The 23,199-nt window shown below is 73.6% G+C and carries 7 protein-coding genes; 2 read left to right on the plus strand and 5 right to left on the minus strand.

Going from position 1 to position 23,199, the window contains the following annotated elements; genetic code table 11:
- The first annotated feature begins 203 nt into the window (after window positions 1–203).
- Window positions 204–1,775: an alpha/beta hydrolase gene (locus ACZ4EG_RS11525; protein WP_467790485.1), complete on the plus strand. Its 1,572-nt coding sequence runs from the start codon at window positions 204–206 to the stop codon at window positions 1,773–1,775.
- Window positions 1,776–1,794: 19 nt separating this feature from the next.
- Window positions 1,795–2,367 (plus strand): DUF4232 domain-containing protein, encoded by a 573-nt coding sequence (locus ACZ4EG_RS11530; RefSeq protein WP_467790486.1) that lies wholly within the window; start codon window positions 1,795–1,797, stop codon window positions 2,365–2,367.
- Here ACZ4EG_RS11530 and asnB read toward each other — a convergent pair.
- From asnB to ACZ4EG_RS11555, 5 genes are all read right to left on the minus strand, one after another.
- Window positions 2,340–4,181 (minus strand): asparagine synthase (glutamine-hydrolyzing), encoded by a 1,842-nt coding sequence (asnB, locus tag ACZ4EG_RS11535; RefSeq protein ID WP_453550357.1) that lies wholly within the window; start codon window positions 4,179–4,181, stop codon window positions 2,340–2,342. The two genes, ACZ4EG_RS11530 and asnB, sit on opposite strands and share 28 nt — an antisense overlap.
- 259 nt (window positions 4,182–4,440) lie before the next feature.
- Complete coding sequence (locus tag ACZ4EG_RS11540) at window positions 4,441–5,220, minus strand: alpha/beta fold hydrolase (RefSeq protein ID WP_467790487.1); 780 nt, start codon at window positions 5,218–5,220, stop codon at window positions 4,441–4,443.
- 65 nt (window positions 5,221–5,285) lie between these two features.
- Window positions 5,286–6,422 (minus strand): alpha/beta hydrolase, encoded by a 1,137-nt coding sequence (locus ACZ4EG_RS11545; protein WP_467790488.1) that lies wholly within the window; start codon window positions 6,420–6,422, stop codon window positions 5,286–5,288.
- Window positions 6,419–8,833, minus strand: coding sequence for a thioester reductase domain-containing protein (locus ACZ4EG_RS11550; protein ID WP_467790489.1), 2,415 nt, complete (start codon window positions 8,831–8,833; stop codon window positions 6,419–6,421). The genes ACZ4EG_RS11545 and ACZ4EG_RS11550 overlap by 4 nt, the downstream gene beginning before the upstream one ends.
- Window positions 8,834–8,896: 63 nt before the next feature.
- A complete protein-coding gene (locus ACZ4EG_RS11555; RefSeq protein ID WP_467790490.1) occupies window positions 8,897–23,089 on the minus strand; it encodes an SDR family NAD(P)-dependent oxidoreductase in 14,193 nt (4,730 codons plus the stop codon).
- Window positions 23,090–23,199 lie beyond the last annotated feature (110 nt).

Below are 23,199 nucleotides of genomic sequence, written 5' to 3' on the forward strand. Positions count from 1 at the left end.
AGTTATGGCTTATCGGCCTTTCGGCCCGATCGAGTGACACGGCCTTCGAACCAGTCGTAAAACCATCGAATGCTCACCGTGCGTGCGGATGATACGACACTCCGTGTCCGCCCGCTGGCCCGGAGGCGGGCGTTCCGGGGCCCGCATATCGTGAGCGAGGGCGCTGTCCCCCGGTCCGCAGCATGACGTCCCTGGAGGCATCGATGCCGGCCACACTGTCCCCGCGGCCCGTTCTCCGGCGCTGCGCGGGCGCCGGAGCGGTTGCCCTGGCCCTGATCGGGGCCGGGCTGCCCGCGGCGGCGTCCGACACCCCGCCCCGGCCCGACCTGTCCCGTTTCTACCGCCAGAAGATCATCTGGACGGCCTGCAGCGGCGACGACAGGGCCAAGGACCTGGAGTGCGGAAAGGTCACGGTCCCGCTCGACTACGAGAAGCCCGCCACGGGCACGCTCGACCTGGCGCTGGCCCGCTATGTGGCGACCGGGAAGTCACGCGGCTCCGTCCTCCTCAACTTCGGCGGTCCGGGCGTCCCCGCCGTCGATCAACTCGCCACCGACGGCAAGGACTTCATGGAGCTGACCAACGGCTACGACGTGGTCGGCTTCGATCCGCGCGGCGTCGGCCGGTCCTCGCCCGTCAGCTGCGGCGACGCCGACGGCACGGGCTCGGGGACGGCGGAGCGGCACGCGGATCTCACGGACCCGCAGGCGACGCTGTCCTGGCTGCGCAAGGTGGCCCTGCGGTGCACCGCCCACTCCGGCCCCGTCCTGCCCCACATAGGCACCGTGAACGCCGCCCGGGACCTCGACGTCATACGCCAGGCCCTCGGCGACAGGAAGCTCAACTACCTCGGTTTCTCCTACGGCACCAAGCTCGGCGCGGTGTACGCGGCCCAGTTCCCCGACAAGGTGGGCCGGATGGCGCTGGACGGCGTGGACACGCTGACGGATTCCCTGGCCGAGCAGGGGGTGACGACCGCCCAGGGGCAGCAGACGGCCCTGGACGACTTCCTGGACTGGTGCGTTGCGGACATCGCCTGCCCGTTCGGGCGGGACCGGCGTCTGGCCGGGAGCGGGGTCGTCAAGCTGGTGCGCTCGCTCGACGAGAACCCGGTGCCCTCGGACTTCGGCGGGCAGTTCACCGGCCAGGACCTGGTGAGCGCCATCGGGCAGGCCCTGTACAGCAAGGACCTGTGGCCCTCGCTGGAGCGGGCCGTGGCCTCGCTGGTCGACGACGGGGACACCCGGGGGGTGGAGAACTTCGCCTATGGCGGCATGACGGTCCCCCGCGGGCGCGGCGGCGGGCTGGTCGACGCCGCGGACGTCCCGGCCGACAACACGATGGCCGCGCTGCTGGCGATCAACTGTGCCGACGACCCGGACCGCCCCACGCCCGCACGGATCACCAAGGATCTGGAGCGGCTGCGCGCCGAGTACGAGCAGGCCTCGCCGGTGTTCGGCCGGCACCGGCTCACCGAGGTGCTGATGTGCTTCGGCCGTGCCAAGGGCACCGACTTCCTCCGGCACGAGGTGAAGAACGTCGACACGGCGAAGATGCTCCTGGTGGGCACGCGCGGCGACCCCGCCACGCCGTACCGCTGGACCGAGCAGACGGCCCGGCGGCTCGGCCCGTCGGCCGTGGTGCTGGACAACAGGGGCGAGGGGCACACCGGGTACTCCTCCTCGAAGTGTGTGCACCGCAGGATCGACGACTTCCTGCTGTACGGCTCTCTGCCGCCCAGCGGGAGCTCCTGCGGGCCGGACACCCGAACCTGACCGAACAAGGGAACCCTTCATGCGTCTTCGCGCCACCGTCGCCGTCCCGGCCGTCGCGGCCACCGCCGCTGCCCTGCTGCTGGCCGCACCGCAGGTCGGGGCCGCCCCGCAGGCCAGGGCCGGGACCTGTCCGGAGAAATACCTGACGGTCCGGGCGCAGGCTTCGGCCGCCGATCCGGCCGTGGTGCGGATCAGCGTCACCAACCGGGGCGGCCGCACCTGCACGCTCGACCCCGTCCCCACGGTCACCTTCGGTGACCTCGACGGCGCGGCCCTGCCGGTGCCCGCGCGCGCCGGCGGAACGTACCGGCTCGGCGTCGGCAGGACCGCCTGCGCGGCCGTACGGACGATCGCCGACCCGGCCGACCCCGAGGCCCGCCGGGTGGGCACGCTGACCGTGGCCGGGGACCCGTCCCACTGGGGGCGCTCCTTCACCGCGGCCGAAGTGGGCGCGGGGGACACGATCCGGGTGTGGGAACCGGTGACGACGTGGTGGCAGCCGTCGGCGGCGGACGCGGACCGCGCGCTGGAGCGGGGCCGAACGGAGTCTCCCTGGTCGGGCGGTCAGCCGAAGGACAGTTCGGGCGTGTAGAGGTCCAGCCACATGGCCAGGTCGAGGGCGCCTTCCAGGCCGTGCCGGGCCGACTGGGTGCTCACGGGTGTGTCGCGGTGGGCGGCCCGGTGGAGCTTCTCGCGGTCCACCAGGTCGAAGACGCGGTGGCCGGGGCGGGCGAGGAGGTCCTTGACCTGCTGCTGGAGAGCAAGGCCGTAACGGGGGTCCTGGGTGGACGGGTAGGGGCTCTTGACCCGGTCGTACACGGAGCGCGGGACGACGTCCGCCGCGGCCTCCCTGAGCAGGCTCTTCTCACGTCCGTCGAAGGACTTGAGGGACCAGGGCGTGTTGTAGACGTACTCGACGAGTCGGTGGTCGCAGTACGGCACGCGGACCTCCAGCCCGACGGCCATGCTCATCCGGTCCTTGCGGTCGAGCAGGAGACGGACGAAGCGGGTCAGGTGGAGATGGCAGATCTGCCGCATCCGGTACTCGAAGTCGCTCTCGCCGTCGAGGCGGCGGACGGCGGACACGGCGGTGCGGTAGCCGTCGGCGATGTACGCCTCCAGGTCCAGGGTCTTGGCGAGATCGGGCCGCAGAACGTTGCTGTCGTCCCCGAAGTGCCGGGCGGCCATCGCCAGCCAGGGGAAGGTGTCGGCGGCCCGGGCCTCCTCGTCGAAGAACTGGAGGTAGCCGCCGAAGACCTCGTCGGCGGACTCCCCGGACAGGGCGACCGTGGACTGGTCGCGGACGGCCCTGAACAGCAGCAGGAGCGAGGCGTCCATGTCGCCGAAGCCCATGGGCAGGTCCCGGGCCCTGATGACCTTGGCGCGTACGCCGGGATCGGCCAGGGTCTGTGCGTCGAGGACGATGTCCTGGTGGTCGGTCCGGGAAAGGCGTGCCACGTCGTGCACGAACGGGGTGTCCGGGGTGGCGCGCAGTTCGTCGGCGACGAAGTGGTCGCTCTGGCCGACGAAGTCCACGGAGAAGCTGCGGACCTTCTCGCCCTGTTCGGCGAGTTGCAGGGCGGCGATCGCGGTGAGGGCCGAGGAGTCGAGGCCGCCGGAGAGCAGGGTGCAGCGCGGGACGTCGGCCACCAGTTGGCGGCGCACGATGTCGTCGAGGAGCGAACGGACGGTGGCGATGGTGGTGTCGCGGTCGTCGGGGTGCGCCCGGGTCTCCAGGCTCCAGTAGGTCCGGGTGCGCAGTCCCGTGCGGTCGACGGTGACCACGGTGCCGGGTTCGACCTCGCGCATGCCCTCCCAGACCGCGTGGCCGGGGGTCTTGACCAGGGTGAACAGCTCGCGCAGGCCGTCGAGGCCGACGCGGGCCCCGGCCAGCGGGTTGGCGAGGATGGCCTTGGGTTCGGAGCCGAACAGGACGCCGTCGGAGGTGGGGAAGCAGTAGAAGGGCTTGATGCCCATGCGGTCGCGGATCATGACGAGCTTGTCGTGCCGGCCGTCCCAGACCGCGAAGGCGTACATGCCGTTGAGGCGCTCGGCGACGGCGTCGCCCCATTCGAGGTAGCCGCGCAGGACGGCCTCGGTGTCGGAGTCGGTGGTGAAACGGTGGCCGTGGCCGGTGAGTTCGCGGCGCAGTTCGGTGAAGTTGTACGTCTCTCCCGAGTAGACCAGCGCGACGGTTCCGTCCGGTGTGCCGGCGGTCATGGGCTGGCGGCCGCCGGGCAGGTCGATGATCGCGAGTCTGCGGTGCCCGAGGGCGGCGGGCCCTTCGGCCCAGGTGCCGCGGTCGTCCGGGCCGCGGCAGGCCATGGTCTCGGTCATCGCGTCCACGGTGGCGGCCTCACCGCGCAGGTCACGGTCGAAGGAGACCCAGCCGGTGATGCCGCACATGCCCTACCTCCAGCCTCCGGTCCCGCGGCGCACCGCCGAACCGGATGCATCCAGCACCTATATGTCGAGCGTGTGCCAGACACGAGGGCCGGTCAACGCGGCCGTCACCTGAACGGCCGAACTTCATGACCCTTTCGGCCGCGTTTTACCCGTGCGAGGGGGACGGATCGCCGCCGCACGGGGCCGGTCCCGCCGGGAACCGGCCATGGGTAAAGACTTCCCCAAACAGCGGGACGGGGTCAGGTGCGGCGGGGCCGGGTCAGGCGCGGGCGGTCACGAACGAGTCCACCGCCGCCGTCAGCTCCTCCGGCTTCTCCACCGGCAGCTCGTGGCCCGCGTCGATGATCCGGACGACGGCGTCCGGGTAGGCCTTCGCCATCCGGAGCATCTGCTTCACCGGCAGCTGGATGTCGTGGTAGCCGTGGATCAGCAGGGTGGGCGTGCGGATCTCGCCGACCCGGTCGAGAACGTCGAAGGCGCGCATGGCGCCGTACAGCGTCATGACCACCTCGCGCGGGGTGTCGGCGGAGGCGCGGACGTACTCCTGGATCTTCTCGCGCGGGTAGCCCGGGGCGAAGGCCCGCTGGATGTTGGCGGCGACGAACAGCTTGAAGGGCACGAGGGTGGACACGCCCATCAGCAGGCCCCTGCCCCGGTTGTAGGTCATCCGGCTGATGGAGTCGACCAGGACCATGCGCTCGACGCGCTCGGGGTGGGACAGGGCGATGGTCTGGGAGATCATCCCGCCCATGGAGTGACCGATCAACACGAAGCGCTCGACCTTCAGGTGGTCGAGGAGGGCGAGGACGTCCTTCGCCAGCTCCTCGATCGTGCGCACTCCCGCCCCGCTGCTGTCACCGTGCCCGCGCAGGTCCAGCCGGATCACCCGCCGCTTCTCGGCGAAGTACGCCACCTGGTGGTCCCAGCGGTGCCGGTTGGCCGTCCAGCCGTGGACGAACACCAGGGGCACCCCGTCGCCGTCGTGGGGGCCCTCGTCGTCGTACGTCAACGCGGCGCCGTCGACTTCGAGCTGCGGCATGTGAGGGCCCTCCTGGGTGCGGTCCGGTTACTGCCCGGTACGGTAACCGGCCGCCCCCTCCCCCGTCACCGTCGTTCGCCGAGGAATTCCAGGATGTGCCCGAACACGTCGAGGGCGGCGCCCCGGCCGATGAACGGGTCGAGATGGCCGTATCCGGGGATCTCGGTGTAGGCCACGTCGAGCTGCGGCTGCCGGTGTGCCAGCACCTCGTGACAGAGTCGCTGCGAGTCCAGCCAGAGCCCGTTGTCACTGCCCGCGAGGAGCAGCACCGGGGTGTCGATGCGGCCGGCCGCGTCCAGCGCGTTGGGCGGCAGCGCCCGGTAGCGGTGGTCGGTTTCGTGCCAGCGCACGACGCTGCGGGCCAGCTCGATCCGGCGCAGATGCGGAAGGATCCACAGGGGCGCGGGGCCGAGGAGCTCGGCGAGCCGGTCGTGGGTGGCCTCGGCGAGGTTCTCGTGCACGAAGAGCGAGGCGCCCGTGCCCCAGGCCGAGTTGTGCAGGATCTGGCAGGTCGGGTCGGGGCAGTCCGCCCTGCGGGAGGCCAGGGCGAACAGGGGCGTGTACTTGGACCACAGGCCCACCTTGCGGAAGTCGACCGGGATGTGGTCGATCCGGGTCTTCAGCAGCTCCCCCGCGACCGACATGCGCAGCGAGGTACGGCCCGCGAGTTTCGGAGTCAGGAACACGCCCTGGGAGACGACTCCGGCAAGACCCGGCACCAGACCCGCCGCCATGCTCATGGACAGGCAGAGGGAGCCGATGCAGTGGGCGACCACGAACAGCGGCCGGTCGCCGATGCGTTCGCGGATGTGGGAGACGGCCTCGGGGATGTCGTACAACGCCACGTCGTCGTAGGTGTACCTGCGGCCGGTCTCGTTGTACGGCAGCCGGCAGCTGCCCCGCCAGTCGAGCAGCCAGGGCTCGTAGCCGTCGTCGATCAGGACGTCGGCCAGGTTGCGGGTCTCCGGCAGCAGGAACATGTCCGCGGACGCGGTGTGCCCGTGCAGGAGCAGGACGGCGGGGCGGCCGGTGTCCGCGGGGCCGACCCGGGTCAGGCCGAGCCGGACGCCGTCGCTCGTGCGGAAGGGGATCTCCTCGACCCGGGTGGGGTCGAGACGGTGGCGCAGCGGGCGCGGGGCAGCGGTGGTCCGGACCTTGCGGAGCGCCGGCCGGGTGCGGGAGGTCGTGGCCTTGAACATCATCGGTTGGGCTCCGTGAAAGTCGGGGTGCGGCGCAGGTCGAGCAGGTCCGCGGCGGCCCGGGTGAACGGGCCGAGCAGTCCGCGGCCCATCTCCAGGCCGAACCAGGCGAGCCAGGTCAGCTTGGCGGCCCGCTTCTCCTGACCGGTCAGGCGCGGGTCGACCTTGATGCCGTCGATCTGGTCGCGGACGTAGGAGTCGGCGGGTACGACGACCTCGCCGAGCAGGCTCGCGGCCTCGCCCTCGCGGCCGATCTCGACGGTCAGGGCGCGGGTCTGCCGCCACAGGTCGCGGCGGGCGCGGGCGTACTTGCGGCCCTCCAGCCACCACTGTCCGCCGTCGGCGTCGCGCAATCGCAGCCGGTAGCGCAGGAGTTGGTGCCTGAGGCCGTGCTGCTGCGGGATGCCCTCCTCGGGGCGGATCCAGACGTCGCCGCGCTCGACGGTCAGCGGGCGGGGGTGGATCGCGGAGCAGGTCAGCTCGCCGGTGACGTCGATCCGGCGCTCCTTCACGAGCTGGTACATGCTCGCGATGGACAGGGTGAGCGCCATCGAGCAGGGCGTCCCGGCCGTCGCGCCGACCGGGCCGACGGTGCCCTCGGTCGTCTCGGTGAACCACAGGTAGGGCTGGTCGTCCTTGTGCGGCAGCCGGGCCAGACCGTCGCCCGCGAGCTTCTCGAAGGTCTTCATCTGGGCCCGTGCGTCGTAGCGGGCCGCGGGCGGCAGGCCGAAGGCCGCGACGAGGAAGTCGGTGCGCTCGCTCCCGGCCGCGGGGCCCTTCAGGGTGGCCTCGACCAGCTTGAGGGCGGTGGCGCTCTGCAGCACCCGGCCCAGGAAGGCCAGTTCGGGTATCGGTTCGGCTTCGAGCCGGGCCAGGGCGTCGGTGCGCCACTCGTCCCAGTCCTGGACGCGGACGTGCATCCCGCCGAGCGCCATGTCCTGTACGACGTCGTCGAGGGTGTTGGGGACGCCGGTCAGGTTGTAGTCGAAGCCCCAGGCGTCCGGCTCGCAGATCGCGGCGACCGCGACCCGGCTCACCCAGTCGACCGGGGCGGCGTTGAGGTAACGGAACGCCGGTACGGTGCGGAAGCGGCCGAAGGCCGAGATCAGACCGCTGCTGAGGTCGAGCGGGTTGTAGGCGCCGGTCCTGGTGTGGCCGCCGATGCCGCCGGGGCGCAGCGCCGTGACCACCAGACCGTGGTCGCGGGCCCGGCGCAGCGCGACCTCGGCGGCCCACTTGGACTGGTCGTAGCCGGAGATGAGCCGGTCGATGTGGGCGAGGGGGTCGTCCTCGCCCATCGAGGTGATGCCGACCTCGTTGAACACCGCGATCGAGGAGATGTGGTGCAGCGGCTTGGGGCGGCCGGTCGCCGCGAGTTCGGCCAGGGTCAGCGTGCCGAGGACGTTGCTGCCGCGCAGGGACTGGTAGCCGCGCAGGAAGTCCACGGCCGCGGCGACGCCGACGACGCTGTCGAGTTCCTGGGCGAGGCTGTGCCACAGCTCGTCGGACAGACCGAGACGCGGGCGGCGGATGTCGCCGGGCAGCACGGTCACCCGGCGCCGTACCTCCGACGACCAGGGCAGCCGGTAGCTGCGCAGCTGTTCCGCCAGCCGGGCCTCGGCCGCCTTCTCGTCGGCGGCGCGGACCAGGCAGTACACATGGGCGTCGCTGTGCCGCAGCAGGTCGAGCAGCATATGGCCGCCGAGGAAACCGGTGGCGCCGGTGAGCAGGATCCGGCGGGGCGGCAGCGGTTCGGGGACGTCGGTGAAGGGGAGCCGGTCGGCGAGTGCGAGATCGGCCAGGATCTGGTCGAGGTCCTCCTGGCGGGCCCTGGAGTGGCGGTCGCCGGTGGACCGGAGGGTGCTGGGTACGACGGGTGGGGTGCGGGGCGCCGGGACGGGGAGGGTGCCCGGAGCGGGGGCGGGGAGGGTGCCGGCGGCGGAGAGCAGGAGGGCGGCCGGTGTGACGTGAGCCGCCGCACCCGCGGTGCCGCTCACCGGGACCGGTGCGGAGCCGGAACCGTTCTCCGCCGGCGCCGTGCCCGCGATCACCGGCAGCCAGCGCCGGGCCAGGCTGATCGGCCGGGCGTCGGCGAAGACGTCGTCCAGGTCGACCTCGATGCCCAGCTCGTCCTCCAGCTCCGCGATGAGCTCCACCGCGTGGACGGACGTACCGCCCGCGTCGAAGAAGTCGGCGTCCGGGGCCAGCCGGCCGGAGGGCAGGAAGCGGCCCGCCGCGGTGGCGATGGTGGCCGCGAGGCCGTCCACGTCCCGGACCGGCGGCGCGGGCGCCGGTCCGGCCGCCGCCGTCTGCAGCCGGGCCAGCAGGTCGGTCACGCCGAGCCCGCCGCCGCCCCGCTCGATGGACTCGGCGGTCGCCTGCCTGCCGCCGTCGTCGTCGTTCAGATCACGCATGAGAGCCCTTCACGTTGTGCACTGTCCTGTCGCTCACTGCTGTTCCTTGCTCCATGGGGTCCGTCACTGCTGTTCCCAGGACCGGAACGCCCTCAGGTGGTCCGGTGTGACGACGACGTCCAGCCGCTCGTCGTCCTGGTGGCCACCGCCGAGCGCGGCCAGCAGCCGCCGCGCGGGTACGTTGCGGGGGGTGCGCTCCGCCGACAGCCGGACCTTGGCGCAGTCCAGCGCGTCGGCCCGGTCGGCCAGCCACGCCAGCAGGCGTTCCTCGACGCCCCGGCCGAGTGCGCGGCAGCTCATCATCCAGGCCAGGACGTCGAGTTGGCCGCCGTCGGCGCGGACGGCGAGCAGGGCGATCTGGCCGTAGTCGCCGAACCGGTCCCGGGCCGCCGCCGTCCACACCTCGCCGCGCTCCCGCCACCGGGCGAGATCGCCGCCGTCGGACGAGCGGGCCCGCAGGGTGAACTGGTTGGTGCGACGGACGAGTTGCTCGGCGCGCTGCACGTCGTCCTCGGCCAGGGCCCGGATGTCGACCGCCAGTTCCAGCTGGGCCAGGAACTCCTCGAACCCGCCCTGTTCGCGCACGGCGTCGCGCTCCCGCTCCTGCTCGTAGAACCGCGCCCGCAGCGCGTCCTCGGCGGTCGCCGCGGCCGGGACCAGCGGCCACAAACGGCCCAGGAAGCCGTCGAGTTCGCCGGCCGGCGGGCAGGTCACGGACAGCACCCGCGGCAGTGCCGCCCGCATCTTGGCGATCTCGGCCGGGTTGTCGTCCAGGAACAGGAAGCTGTCCACGCCGAGGTTGAGCGTGCGGGCCGCGTCCGCGACCCGGGCCGGCTTCGGTCCCCAGGCGGCGGAGAGCACGCTGAAGTGCTCGGCCTTCAGCAGGCTGTCGGGGCGGTCCAGGACGGCCCGGACCGTGGCCTCGTCGTTGTTGCTGACCAGCGCCAGCAGGGCGCCCGCCGCCCGCCACTGGAGCAGCCTGCGCGCCAGCAGGGCACGCGGTCCGGTGAGGTCCACCGCCTCCGGGCCGATCTCCCCGGCGACGCCGCCCCACAGGGTCTCGTCGCCGTCGACGGCGATGACCTTGGGCGCCGGGCGCAGCACGGCCCGTACGACCTCGGCGAGGCGCAGGGCGACGGCCGCCTGGAACTGCGGGGTGAAGGGGAGGTGGGCCAGCCGTTCGGTGCGGGCGTCGAAGCGTTCGTCGACGGGGTGGTGGCGGGTCCACTCGTCGGGGCCGAGGACCGCGATGCCGGGCAGGTCGGCCAGGTCGGCGGCGATCCCGCGCTCCCATTCGACGAAGCGTTCCTCTTCGCGGGTGGCGGGCAGGAAGCCGACGACGAGCGGCCTGCGGGTCCGTTCGGACAGGGCCTTCAGAGCGGCCGGGTAGGCGGTGCGCAGCTCGGCGAGGAGCGTGTCGTCCACCGGGCCGAACCGTTCCAGGTCCGCGGCCCGCAACAGCACCACGCCCACCGCGGTGGCCGGGTCGGCGAGGACACCGGACGGGTCCTGGAGGCTCGCCAGGACCTGGTGGTACGGGGCCTCCGCGACCGTGACGCCGTCCTCCTCCAGTGCCGCCCCGCACATCAGCGGGAGGTTGCCGAGGGCGAAGGTGGCGGCGAGGGCGAGGGACGGCCGCCGTACTGCGACGGGCCCTTGCTCACGGGCCACGACCGCGGTCGCATCGCCCTCCCGGGCCACGGTCGCGGTCGTACTGCCCTCCCGCACGACCGCCGTCGCGTCCCGCGCCGTCTCCTCCAGCAGCCGTACGAACTCCTCCCCCAGCGCGGCGGCGGTCGCCGCGTCCAGGATGTCCAGGTTGTGGTCGAGCCGGACCGTGCCCGCGTCCGGAGTCATGGTGACCATCAGGTCGAGGTCGGTGTATCCGATCCCGGCGGGCAGCACCTCCAGCCGGTTCAGCCGGCCGGAGAAGCGGACGAAGTTGAAGTACACCTCCACGAGCGGCGCGTTCGCCCGGTACAGCCCCTGCTTGGCGAGCGTGGCCAGGACGTCCGAGAACATGGCGCCCTTCGCGAGGATCTTCTCCAGCCGGCCGTCGGTCCGGCGCAGCACCTCCTCGACCGTCTCGCCCGCGGCGGCCTGCGCCGGGAACGGCACGGGCACGCCGTAGAAGCCCACGGCGCCGAACGCGTCGGCGTGGATGCGGGTGTCGACGGGCACGGCGAACACGAACCGCTCGCGCTCCCGCTTCCTGGCGAGCAGCACGGTCAGCGTGCCGAGGCAGAAGGCGGCCGGGGTGACGGCCAGACCGCTCGCGGCCGCCGAGACGCGCTCCATGAGTGAGTCGGGGAGGGAGACGGTCACGCTTCCGGCCCGGTACGAACGGTCCTCGGGCCGGTCATGGGTGAGCGTCAGGTCCAGCCGCTCGCTGCCGTGGAAGGCCTCGCGCCACTCGGCGGCGGCCCCCTCACCGCCTTCCTGGGCCTCGATCAGCAGGTCGATGTCCCGGTTGGTGACGGTGCCGCCGAGCGGGGTGCCGGACAGTTCGGCGTCGATCTCCCCGGCCACGAGCAGCAGGGACTGCAGATCGCTGACCGCGTGGTGCGCGCCGAAGACCAGGACCTGGCCGCCGGCGCCGCCGTCGAGCAGTTCGAAGCGCCACAGCGACGGGCTCGCCAGGTCGAACGGCGGCTCCAGCAGCCGGCGCAGCCGGTCGGCGGGATCGGCGTCCGGGTCGGCGGTCCAGCGCAGCAGCGGCTGCGTCAACGCGCGGTCGACGCGCAGCTGCCGACCGCCCTCGGGCCCGGTGACGATCGCGGTGCGCAGGGCGGCGTGCCGTGCGGCGAGCCGGTCGACGATGTCCGTGAGGGTCTCGCGGCCGGCGGGCGCGGTGAGGCGTACGGCGAGGCCGACGCCGTGGGCCGCGTCGGGCATGCCCGGCTGGGCGCTGCGCAGGAGCCGTACGACGTCCCGGGTGGCGGGCCGCAGTTCGGTCTCGGGTACGTCCGCCGCCCGCTCCTGCTTCTCCTCGCGCGCCGCCGTCTCCCGCTCGGGCAGGGCCGCGCCCAGGGCGCGGGCGAGGCCGCGGATGTCGGCGGCGGAAAACACGTCGGCGGCCGGGAGTTCGACCCCGAGTTCACGGGCGAAGGCGTTGCGCAGCCGGACCAGCATCAGGGAGTCCAGGCCGAGTTCCTTCAGGGCCGTGGTCGCGAACACGTCCACGGCACCGCCGGAGACCTCACCGACCCGGGCCCGTACGTACGCCTCCAGCCACTCGGCGCGGTCGTGCTCCGTGGTGGCGGCGAACACCTTCCTGACGAGGTCGTCGGTGTCGGCGCCGCCCGTCGGAAGGGTGATCAGGTCGCCCAGGATCGGGCGGCTGCGCACCGCGTCGGGGTCGAGCCCGAGCAGTTCCCAGTCGAGGGCGATGGGCGCGAGCTGACGGCGGCCGGTGTTCAGCACCCGCTCGAACAGTTCACCGCCGTCCTGCGGGGAGAAGGCGATCAGTCCGGAGCGGCTGGTTTCGGCAGCCCGGGTGCCGGACTCGGCGACCATGCCGACACCGGCCCAGGCGCCCCAGTCCAGGCTCAGCGCCCGCCGGTCGGCGTGGGAGAGGTGATGCGCCCAGGCGTCGAGGAAGGCATTGGCGGCGGAGTACGGGCTCTGACCGGCCGAGCCGAGGAGTCCGGCCGCCGAGGCGAACAGCACGAGGCTCCGGGCTTCCGGGATCAGTTCGGTGAGCAGGGCGGTGCCGAGCACCTTGGGGGCGAGGACGCGCAGGGCGCGCTCGTCGGTCAGGTTGGCCACGGTGGCGTCGTCGAGGACACCGGCCGCGTGCACGACCGTGGTGATCGGGCCCGCATCGTGGCGTACGGCGTCCAGGGCGGCCGCGAGGCCGGCGCGGTCGGCGACGTCGGCGCGGGGCAGGTGCACGGTGACACCGCGCTCCTCCAGTCCCCGGATCCAGGCGGCGGTGTCGGCGCCGGGCGTTCCCCGGCTCATCAGGGCGAGCCGTCGGGCGCCGCGCCGGACCAGCCGCTCGGCGACGACCCGGCCGAGGCCGCCCAGACCGCCGGTGATCAAGTGCACGCCGTCGGTGCCGGCGTCAGCGGCGTCGTCCGGGCGGGTACGGGCCAGGCGCGGCACCAGGCGGCCCGACTCGCGCAGCGCGACCAGCCGTTCGTCGTCCGCGTGCCACAGCTGGGTCCACAGTTCCCCGGCGCCGCCCGTCGGCGGCAGGTCGACGAGGGTGGTCGCCAGCTCGGGGTACTCCTGCGCCACGGCGAGTCCGAAGCCCCAGGCCAGCGCCTGCTGGGGGTGCGTCACCCGGCCGCTGCCACCGGCGGCCTGGCTGCCGCGTGCGACGACGAACAGGCGGGGCGTGCGTCCCCTCGGCCGGTCGGCGAGGGTCCGCACCAGATGCAGGGTGCTCAGGCAGCACAGGCGGGCCGCCTCCTCGGCGGTGCGTGCGTCGCCGATCGCCGGGGCGTCGAGCGCGGAGAGCTGGACCACCCGTCCGGGCGGCCCGTCCGGGTAGGCCTCGTCCAGCAGACGCGCCAGCTGGGCCGGATCGGCCGGGTCGAGCACATAGCGTCCGGGCCCTTCGACGCCGAACGCCTCTCCCCTGCGGGCGATGACGTGCGGCACCAAATCGCCTAGCCGGTCGGCGAGTTCCTCGGCCACTCCGGTCCCGTCGGCGAGGATGAGCCAACTGCCGCCGTCGGGCGCCTCCTGTGCCTCGGGGCGGGGCTGCCAGCGGGTCTCGAAGAGCGCACCGTCCAGCGGCGAGAGCGCGGCAAGCCGGAACTCCGATGCCTCCAGGACGAGTTGGTCGTCCTCGTCCCACAGCCGCAGGTCGAGCGTCGCGGTGTCGCCGTCCACGCCGCGCAGGGCACAGCTCACCCAGGCCGGTGTGGTGCGCAGCCCGGTGAACCGCAGCCGTCCGACCCCGGCGGGCACGAACGCCCGTCCCTGCGGGGCGTTCTCGGGGAGCGCGGCCGAGTGGAAGGCGGCGTCGAGGACGGCGGGGTGCAGCAGATGACCGGCGGCGGGCCTGGCGGCAAGCCGGCCGACCGCGGCGGCATCGCTGCGGTGGCCCTCCTCCAGGCCGCGGAAGAAGGGGCCGTACTCGATGCCGAGGGCGGCGAGTCCGGCGTACACGGCCGGTACGTCGACGCGCTCCGCACACCGCTCGCGCAGCGCGGCCAGGTCCTCACCCCGGTCCGGCTCCGGTACGGCGTCGGCAACGGCGATCCGGCCGGTGACATGCCGTTGCCAGCGCTCGCCGATCGCGGCGGACGCGACAGTGAAGTCCCGGAAGCCGTTCTCGGCGGGCCGCAGCACGAGCTGGAGCCGTACGGGCCGTTCCTCGTCCAGGCGCAGCGGCTGGACGAACGCGACGTCGGCCAGCCGCACTTCGCCGCCCTCCGTCACCGCGGTCGCGGCTTCGAGCGCCATGTCGAGGAAGGCCGCACCGGGCAGCCACACCTCACCGGTGACCCGATGGTCGGTCAGATAGGTGAAGCGGGTGTCGCGCAGGTCGATCTCGCTCTGGAAGATGTCCTTGTCCGGCTCGTCGCTGGCCTCGACGTGGGTGCCGAGCAGCGGCGAACCCCCGGCCGCGCCGCCGGTCCGGACCGGGGCGAGCCAGTGCCGTTCGCGGGCGAAGGCGTAGGTGGGCAGGTCCGCCCTGCGGCCCTCGGGCAACAGCGCGGCCCAGTCGGGCGTGTGCCCGGCCGTATACAACTCGCCCACCCTGCCGAGCAGTAGGTCCCGCCCGTCGCGCTGCCTGCGCAGCGAACCGACGCCGACCGCGTCGATCCCGGCCTCGGCCGCGACCGCCTCGACGGACGAGGTGAGCGACGGGTGCGGGCTGAGCTCGACGAAGTAGCGGTAGCCGTCGTCGAGCATCCGCCGGACGGTGTCCGCGAAGCGGACGGGCTGCCGGAGGTTGGCGAACCAGTAGGCGGCGTCCAGCCGGTCCCCGGGCACCGGTTCGGCCAGCACCGACGAGTAGAACGGGGTGGGCGTGCCCGTGCCGCGGACGGCGGAGAAGCGGTCGAGCAGCTCGTCGCGGAGCGGCTCCATCAGCGGGGTGTGCGAGGCGAACGGTGTCGACAGGACGCGCGCGGGGATCTCCCGCTCCTCCAGGCTCCGGCGCAGCTCGGCCAGTGCGTCGGCGTCGCCCGAAACGGCCGTGCTCCGGGCGCTGTTGAGGGCCGCGACGAACAGCCGGTCGGCATACGGTTTGAGCAGCTGCTCCATGTCCGCGGGGGGCAGTTCCACGGCCAGCATGCCGCCCTGTCCGACCAGGGGGACGACCGCCTGGGCGCGCCCGGTCACCACGGCCACGGCCTCGTCCAGTGTCAGGGCGCCCGCGGTGTAGGCGGCGGCGATCTCGCCCAGGCTGTGTCCGACGACCGCGTCCGGTGTGACGCCTAGCTCGCGCCAGGCGGCGGCCAGGGCCGTGTTGACCGCGAAGAGAACCGGCTGGAGGTACTCCGTGCGGTCGAGCGGGGTGAACTCCTCGGGTGCGCGCAGCACATTGAGCACGGACCAGCCGACCTGCCGGTGTACGGCCTCGTCGATACGGGTCAGCTCCTCGCGGAACGCCGCCGAATGGGCCAGCAGCTCCATGCCCATGCCGGTCCACTGGCCGCCGTGCCCGGCGAACACGAAGGCCACCTTGCCGGTCTGCTCCTCGCGGGGCGGTGTCAGGGGCCTGCGCCCGCTGCTCAACGCCTTGAGGGAGGAGAGCAGTTCCTCGCGGTCGCCCGCGACGAGGGTCGTGCGCCATTCGAAGTGGCTGCGGTGCCGGGCCAGGGTGTGGGCGACGTCCGACAGCGAGGTGTCGTCGGTGACGTACTGGGCCAGCCGCGCGGCCTGTCCGCGCAGCGCGGTCTCGCCGCGTCCGGACAGCACGAACAGCCGCTTCTCCGGCGGTGTTTCACCGGGGGCCGAGGTCTCGACGCGCGGGGCCTCCTCGACGATCACATGGGCGTTGGTGCCGCTGATGCCGAAGGCGCTGATCCCGGCGCGCCTGACCCGCTCCCCCGTCGACGGCCAGTCCACGGCCTCCTGGAGCAGTCGCAGCCCGCTGCCGTCCCACTCGACGTGCCGGCTGGGCGTGTCGGCGTGCAGGGTGCGCGGCAGGGTCCGGTGACGCAGCGACTGGACCACCTTGATCAGCCCGGCCACGCCCGAAGCCGCCTGCACATGACCGATGTTGGACTTGAGGGAGCCCAGGTACAGCGGGCGGTCCTGGGGGCGGGAGTCGGCGAAGACCTCGGCCAGCGCGTTGGCCTCGATCGGGTCGCCGAGCGTCGTTCCGGTTCCGTGGGCCTCCACATAGTCGATGTCGGCGGGTTCCAGTCCGGACACTTCCAGCGCCCGCCGGATCACCTGCTCCTGCGCGGGGCCGTTGGGCGCGGACAGGCCCTGGCTGCGGCCGTCCTGGTTGACGGCCGTGCCGCGCAGCACGGCCAGTACCTCGTCCCCGTCGCGCCGGGCGTCGCTCAGCCGCTTCAGTACGAGCATGCCGACGCCCTCGGCCCAGATCGCGCCGTCCGCGTCGTCGGAGAAGGAGCGGCAGCGGCCGGTCGGGGAGAGTCCGCGCAGCCGGCTGAACTCCACGAAGGTCTGGGGTGTGACCATCAGGGTCACTCCGCCGACCAGCGCGAGATCGCACTCTCCGGTCCGCAGCGCCTGCGTCGCGAGGTGGGTGGCCACCAGGGAGGAGGAGCAGGCGGTGTCGACGGTCATCGCCGGGCCGTGCAGACCGAGGGCGTAGGCGAGCCGGCCCGAGGCCACGCTCAGCGCGGACCCGGTGCCGACGTAGCCGTCCAGCTGGTCCAGCCGGGAGCCGGACAGATAGTCACTGCCGAACATGCCGACGTACACACCGGTGGTGCTGCCCGCCAGTTCGGCGGGCACGATCCCGGCGCGCTCCAGCGCCTCCCAGGACGTCTCCAGGAGCAGCCGCTGCTGCGGGTCCATGGCGGCGGCCTCCTTCGGGGTGATGCCGAAGAAGCCCGGGTCGAAGGACTCGATGTCGTCCAGGAAGCCGCCCTCACGGGCGTATGTCTTGCCGAGGGCGTCCGGATCGGGGTCGTACAGCGACTCCACGTCCCAGCGCCCCGCCGGGAACGGGCCGACCGCGTCGCGGCCGTCCGCGACCAGGCGCCACAGCCCCTCCGGGTCGCTCACCTGGCCGGGCAGCCGGCAGGCCATGGAGACCACGGCGATCGGCTCGTCCGTCGCCGGGGCGGCGAGGCGTACCGGGGCGGACGCGGTGCGCCGGGCGGCACGGTCGCCGTCCGTGACGAGGACGTGGGACAGCAGATGGGCGGCCAGCCGGTCCGCGGTGGGGTGGTCGAACAGCAGGGTCGCGGGGAGCCGGGCACCGATGCGGGTGCCGATGCGGTTGCGGAGTTCGACCGCGGTCACCGAGTCCATGCCGAGGTCGCGCAGCGGCTGGTCGGGGCGGACGGACTCCGCCGAGCGCAGGCCGAGGGCGCGGGAGACCTCGTCGCGGACCAGGGCCAGGACGCGTTCGGCGCGTTCCGGCTCCGGCAGCCGGGCCAGGCGGTCGGCCAGGGCGTCACCGGTGTGCTGCGGGGCGCGGGGCGCGGGCAGCAGCGAGCGCCACAGCGCGGACCCGCCGGCGTGCTCGCGCAGCCGGGGCAGGTCCAGGACCCAGGCGACCAGGTGCGGCGCGTTCCGCCGCAGGGACAGCTCGACCAGGTCGCGGCCCTGGTCCGCGGTGAGCGCGCGATGGCCGAGACGCGCCATCCGGTCCAGGTCGGCGTGTGCGGCGGCGAGGCCCTCGCCCGCCCACGCGCCGAACGAGACGGAAACGCCGGGCAGGCCCAAGGCGCGCCGGTGGTGGGCGAGTTGGTCCAGGAAGACGTTGGCCGCCGCGTAGTCGCCCTGGCCCGGGTTGCCGACGACACCGGCGGCCGAGGAGACCAGGAGGAACAGGTCGAGGGGCGCGTCCGCGGTGAGCCGGTGCAGATGGGCGGCGCCGTCGGCCTTCGGGCCGAGCACCCGTGCGAGCCGCTCGGGGGTCAGCTCGGCGACCACGCCGTCGTCCAGGACACCCGCGCAGTGCACGACGCCCCGCAGCGGCGACTCCTCACCGATCCCGGCGAGTACGTCCGCCAAGGCCGCCGCGTCCGCCACGTCGCACGCCGCCACCTCGACCTCGGTGCCCAGCGTGGCCAGTTCGGCGGTGACCTCGGCGGCGCGGGGATCGTCAGGCCCCTGACGGGAGGTCAGGAGCAGTCGGGGAACGCCGTGTTCGGCGAGGAGGCGGGCGATGTGCCGGCCGACGGCTCCCAGACCGCCGGTGATCAGGACGGTGCCGTCGGTGGGGACCGGGGAGGGGGTGCCGGCCAGGTCCAGGACCACGGGGCGGTCGGACACGGCCCGGTGGCGGATCGCCTCGCGGGCGTCGGTGACATGGAGGACACGCGGGTGTTCGACTGACGCCACCGCGGCGGTGAACGGTACTTCGTCCGCGACCACCGTGATCCGCGACGCGTCGGTGACCGCCTCGGAGCCCGGCGCGGTGTCGGCCGGGCCGAGCACCCGCAGGCCGGGAAGGAGTCCCTCGACATCGGCCGCGACCTCGGTGAGCACACCGGCGCACACGAAGGATGCCGCTCCGGGGGCCGGGAGCGCGAGGGCGTGCACCTGGATCCGGACCTGGCCGGGCCCCAGCGGCAGGGGCTCGGCGGTGCGCAGGGCCGGATCGTCGGCGAGGACCAGCTCGTAGTGGTCACCGGGCGGCACGCGCAAGGTGTCCGCGGGGCGGGCGCGCACCAGCCTCGGAACGAGCAACGTGTCTGCGCGCAGGGCGAGTTCGGGCTCGTCGGGACGGGCCGCGGCGGCGAGCAGAGCAACTGCCATGTCCGCCGCGTGGCCGAGATCGCCGAGATCGTCGCGGTCTTCGATGTCTTCCAGGTCTTCGAGGTCGTCGAGGTCGAGCAGGGTCAGCCCGAGGTCCGGGTGCTCGGCGCGGGCACTGCGCGCCAGGCCCCACAGCACCGACTGGGCGAAGCCGGTCACCCGGTCGCCGTCGGCGGCGGCGACCGCGCCGCGGGTCACCCAGACGGTCCGGGACGTGGCCTCCTCCCCGGGCAGCGCGATCCGAGCGTGCAGCTCCTCCAGCGCCGCGGCGGCCAACTCCTGTGCCACGGACGCCGGTTCGGCGTCCCTCGCCGGACGCGGCCAGATGCGTACGACGACGTCGGCGCCCGTGTCGCGCACCTCGGCCCCCGCCGCGCCGAGGCCCTGCCGGGCGGCCGCGACCTGTGGGTCGGACCGGTCGCCGACGACCGCCCACGCGGTGCCCGGTGCGGCGGGGGGCTCCTCGGGCAGGGCCGTCCACGCGACCTCGTACAGGTGCCGTCCGTTCTCCGAGCCGCCGCCCAGGTCGGCCGGGTCGGCGGCGCGCAGCCGTACGGTCTCCAGGCGGCCGGCCGGGAGTCCGTCGGCGTCCCACAGCGCCACGTCCAGCGTGAGGTCCGTGGCCGAGCCGCCCGTGCGCCGTACGGACGCGGTCAGGTCGCCGGCGCCGCCGGGCGGCAGCACACAGCGGCCCACGGCGACCGGGAGGAACACCCGCCCGCCGTTCATGTCGAAGGCCGCGGCGACCTGCAGTGCGGCGTCCAACAGCGCCGGGTGGAGCGGGTAGGGATCGGCCATGTCACGGGCGGCGGACGGCAGCGAAAGGCGCGCCAGCAGTGCGCCGTCGTCGGTCGCGACCACCGACCGCACGCCCTGGAAGGCGGGACCGTAGCCGAGCCCGAGCGCGCCCAGCCGCTCGTAGGTCTTCGGGGTCCAGACCTCCTCGGCCCTCTCCGGCCACACCGGCGGCTGACCGGCCGCTACGGGGGCGGACCCGGCCGCGGACGCGGTGGCGTGCAGGGTCCAGCCGGTGGCGTCCCGGCCGCGCGGGCGGCTGTGCACGGTGATCTCCGGTACGGGACCGGCGGTGACCACCTCGACGGACACCTCGACCGTGTGGGAGTCCGGCAGCACCAGCGGGCTGAGCAGAAGCAGTCCGGTGACGTCGGCCGGGGTGTCCGGGCGGGCCGCGGCGAGGGCCGCGCGGCACAGTTCGGCCAGGGTCGTGCCGGACACCACGGTCCGGCCGAACACGGCGTGGTCGGGCAGCCAGTCGGCGGTGGCCGGGGACCACTCGTTGCGGAAGGTCCAGCGGGTCTCGTCGGCCGACTGGAGCTGGATGCCGAGCAACGGGTGCGCGGCGCGGTCGAACAGTCCGGGCCCGCCCGTGCCGGACTCGGGCTCGGTCCAGTGGCGCTGCGGATCCCAGGCGTACGTCGGCAGGTCCACGGGCGCCGTGCCGGCGACCAGGCGGCGCCAGTCGATCCGCCGTCCGTGGACGTGGAGTTCGGCGGCGGCCCGGTCCAGGCACGCGCGGGCGTCCTCGTCGCGGCGCAGCGAGCCGACAGCGAGCAGGTCGTGGCCGCAGTCCTCGCCGACGGTGCGCAGGGCCGTGAGCAGGGAGGGGTGCGGGCTGAGCTCGACGAAGTGGCGGTAGCCGTCGGCGGCCATGCGCTCCACGGTGGGGGCGAAGCGCACGGTCTCCCGGAGGTTGGTGTACCAGTAGTCGGCTTCCAGCTCCTCGGTGACCGGTTCGCCGGTGACGGTGGAGTACCAGGCGACGGACGTCGGGCTGCTGATGACGCCGTCGAGTTCGTCGAGGATCGTCGCGCGGACCGGTTCGACCTGGGCGCTGTGGGAGGCGTAGTCGACCTCCAGACGGCGGACGAAGACCTGCTCCGCTTCGAGGTCGGCGAGGAAGGCCTCCAGGGGGGCCACGTCGCCGGCGATCACCGTGGACCGGCCGCTGTTGACGGCCGCGACGCTCACTCCGTCGGGAAGCCGCGTCTCCACCTCGGTGTGGGGCAGGGCCACGACGGCCATGGTGCCGGTGCCGGACAGCCCGGTCAGGGCCTGGCTGCGCAGGGCGACCACGGCGGCCGCGTCGTTGAGACTGAGCGCCCCCGCGACACAGGCCGCGGCGACCTCGCCCTGGCTGTGCCCGATCACGGCGTCGGGCCGGATGCCCCGGGCCCGCCACACGGCGGACAGCGACACCATCACGGCGAACAGCACCGGCTGGACCACGTCCACCCGGTCCAGGGACGGGGCGCCCGCCTCACCGCGCAGCACCGAGGTCACCGACCACTCGGTGAACGGGCGCAGGGCGGCGTCGCAGCGGTCGAGTTCGTCGGCGAACACCGGGTCCCTGTCGAGCAGGTCGCGGGCCATGCCGGTCCACTGGGCGCCCTGGCCGGGGAAGACGAAGGCCACCTTGCCCACGGGCCGGGTCTGCTCGGGGCCGACGGTCAGGTCGGGGTCGGGCTGTCCTTCGGCGAGTGAGCGCAGAGCGGTGAGCAACTCGTCGCGGTGGCCCGCCCGGACGACAGCTCGGTGGTCGAAGTGGGTGCGGTGGTGGGTGAGCGTCGCCGCCACGGCGGGCAGCGGCAACTGCGGCCGCGCTTCCAGTGCTTCGAGGAGGCGCGCGGCCTGTCCTCGCAGGGCGAGAAGACCGCGGGCGGAGAGCGGGAAGAGACCGGTGCCGTGCGGTTCGCCGACGAGGGGGCTCGCGCCGGACCCGTTGCTGTCCCGGGCCGGCTCCTCGGGCGCCTCCTCCAGTACCACGTGGGCGTTGGTGCCGCTGATGCCGAAGGCGCTCACCCCGGCCCGGCGTGCCCGGCCCGGCTCGCGCGGCCATGCCTCGGCGTCGCCGAGGACACGCAGGCCGCTGTCCGTCCAGTCGATGTGCTCGGTGAGGGTCTCGGCGTGCAGCGAGGCCGGAATGTGTTCGTGGCCGAGGGCCAGCACCGTCTTGATGACGCCGCCGATGCCCGCCGCGGCCTGGGTGTGGCCGATGTTGGACTTGAGGGAACCGACGCCGAGCGGCCGGTCGGCGGGGCGGCCCGGCCCGAACACATTGGCCAGCGCCCGGCCCTCGATCGGGTCGCCCAGACGGGTGCCCGTGCCGTGCGCCTCCACGTAGTCCAGGTCGTGCGGGGTCAGTCCGGCGGCGTCCAGCGCGGCGCGCAGCACCCGCTCCTGGGCGGGGCCGTTGGGCGCGCTCAGGCCCTGGCTGCGGCCGTCCTGGTTGATCGCCGAGCCCTTGACGACGGCCAGCACGCGGTCGCCGTCCCGGCGTGCGTCCGAGAGCCGCTTGAGCAGGACCAGTCCGCAGCCCTCGCCCCACACCACCCCGTCGGCGTCGGCCGAGAACGGGCTGCACCGCCCGGACGGCGACAGCCCGCGCAGCCTGCTGAACTCGACGTGCCCGCGCGGCGTGACGAGAAGTGTCGCGCCACCGGCGAGCGCCAGGTCGCACTCGCCGCTCGCCAGCGCCCGCGCCGCCAGATGCAGCGCGACGAGGGAGGACGAGCAGGCGGTGTCGACGGTCACCGCGGGGCCCTGGAGGCCGAGGGTGTAGGCGATGCGCCCGGAGGCCACGCTGGCCGCCGAGCCGGTGCCGACGTGCCCGTCGAGCTGGCCGAGCGAGGCGGCGGCCAGATAGCCGCTGTCGTACAGGCCGACATAGACGCCGGTGGAGCTGCCGTTCAGCGTGTCCGGGAGGATGCCGGCGCGCTCCAGTGTCTCCCAGGCGGTCTGCAGCAGCAGCCGCTGCTGCGGGTCCATGGCCGCTGCCTCGCGCGGGGAGATCCCGAAGAACGGCGCGTCGAAGCGGTCGATGCCGTCCAGGAATCCGCCGCGCAGGGTGTAGGCCTTTCCGCCGGCCTCCGGGTCCGGGTCGTACAGCCCGCGGGTGTCCCAACGGCCCGCGGGGACTTCGGAGATGGCGTCCTCGCCCGTGGCCAGCAGCCGCCACAGCGCCTCGGGGTCCTCGGCACCGCCGGGGAAGCGGCAGGCCATGGAGATGATGGCCACGTCGTCGTCCGGACGCGTGGTGGCCCGGGCCGGCTCGGGGGGCGTCGACGCCTGTGCGCCGAAGGATGGTTCCTGCGCTTCGAGGACAGCCTCGGCGATCGCGGAGATCGTGGGGTGATTGAAGACCAGGGACGGTTCCAGGGGCCGGCCGATCCGCTTGGAGAGCTCGGCGGCAAGGGTCACCAACTGGCGTGAACCGATGCCGAATTCGGCGATGGGCCGGTCCGGGTCGACGGCCGGCGGGTCGATCCCGGCCGCCTCGGCGACGGCCGACGCCAGCCAGGCCCGCACGCCCTCGGAGGTCGTCGGGGACGGCTCGGGGGACTGCTTCGGGGACTCGTTCGCAGGCATCTGGGCAGGTGTCCTCGTGAACTCGGGCTCAGGCGGATGCCGTACGGCCGCGCGCTACGGCGCAGGCGACGGCATGGGGGCAGGGCTGACCGTCGTACGAGGGACGTACG

This window comes from Streptomyces sp. NPDC025638, assembly GCF_055558775.1.

Bases quoted from the DNA above. Each gene is read 5' to 3' on its own strand.
- ACZ4EG_RS11525 (WP_467790485.1), top strand. From the start codon at position 204: ATGCCGGCCACACTGTCCCCGCGGCCCGTTCTCCGGCGCTGCGCGGGC.
- ACZ4EG_RS11530 (WP_467790486.1), top strand. From the start codon at position 1,795: ATGCGTCTTCGCGCCACCGTCGCCGTCCCGGCCGTCGCGGCCACCGCC.
- asnB (WP_453550357.1), bottom strand. From the start codon at position 4,181: ATGTGCGGCATCACCGGCTGGGTCTCCTTCGACCGTGACCTGCGCGGT.
- ACZ4EG_RS11540 (WP_467790487.1), bottom strand. From the start codon at position 5,220: ATGCCGCAGCTCGAAGTCGACGGCGCCGCGTTGACGTACGACGACGAG.
- ACZ4EG_RS11545 (WP_467790488.1), bottom strand. From the start codon at position 6,422: ATGATGTTCAAGGCCACGACCTCCCGCACCCGGCCGGCGCTCCGCAAG.
- ACZ4EG_RS11550 (WP_467790489.1), bottom strand. From the start codon at position 8,833: ATGCGTGATCTGAACGACGACGACGGCGGCAGGCAGGCGACCGCCGAG.
- ACZ4EG_RS11555 (WP_467790490.1), bottom strand. From the start codon at position 23,089: ATGCCTGCGAACGAGTCCCCGAAGCAGTCCCCCGAGCCGTCCCCGACG.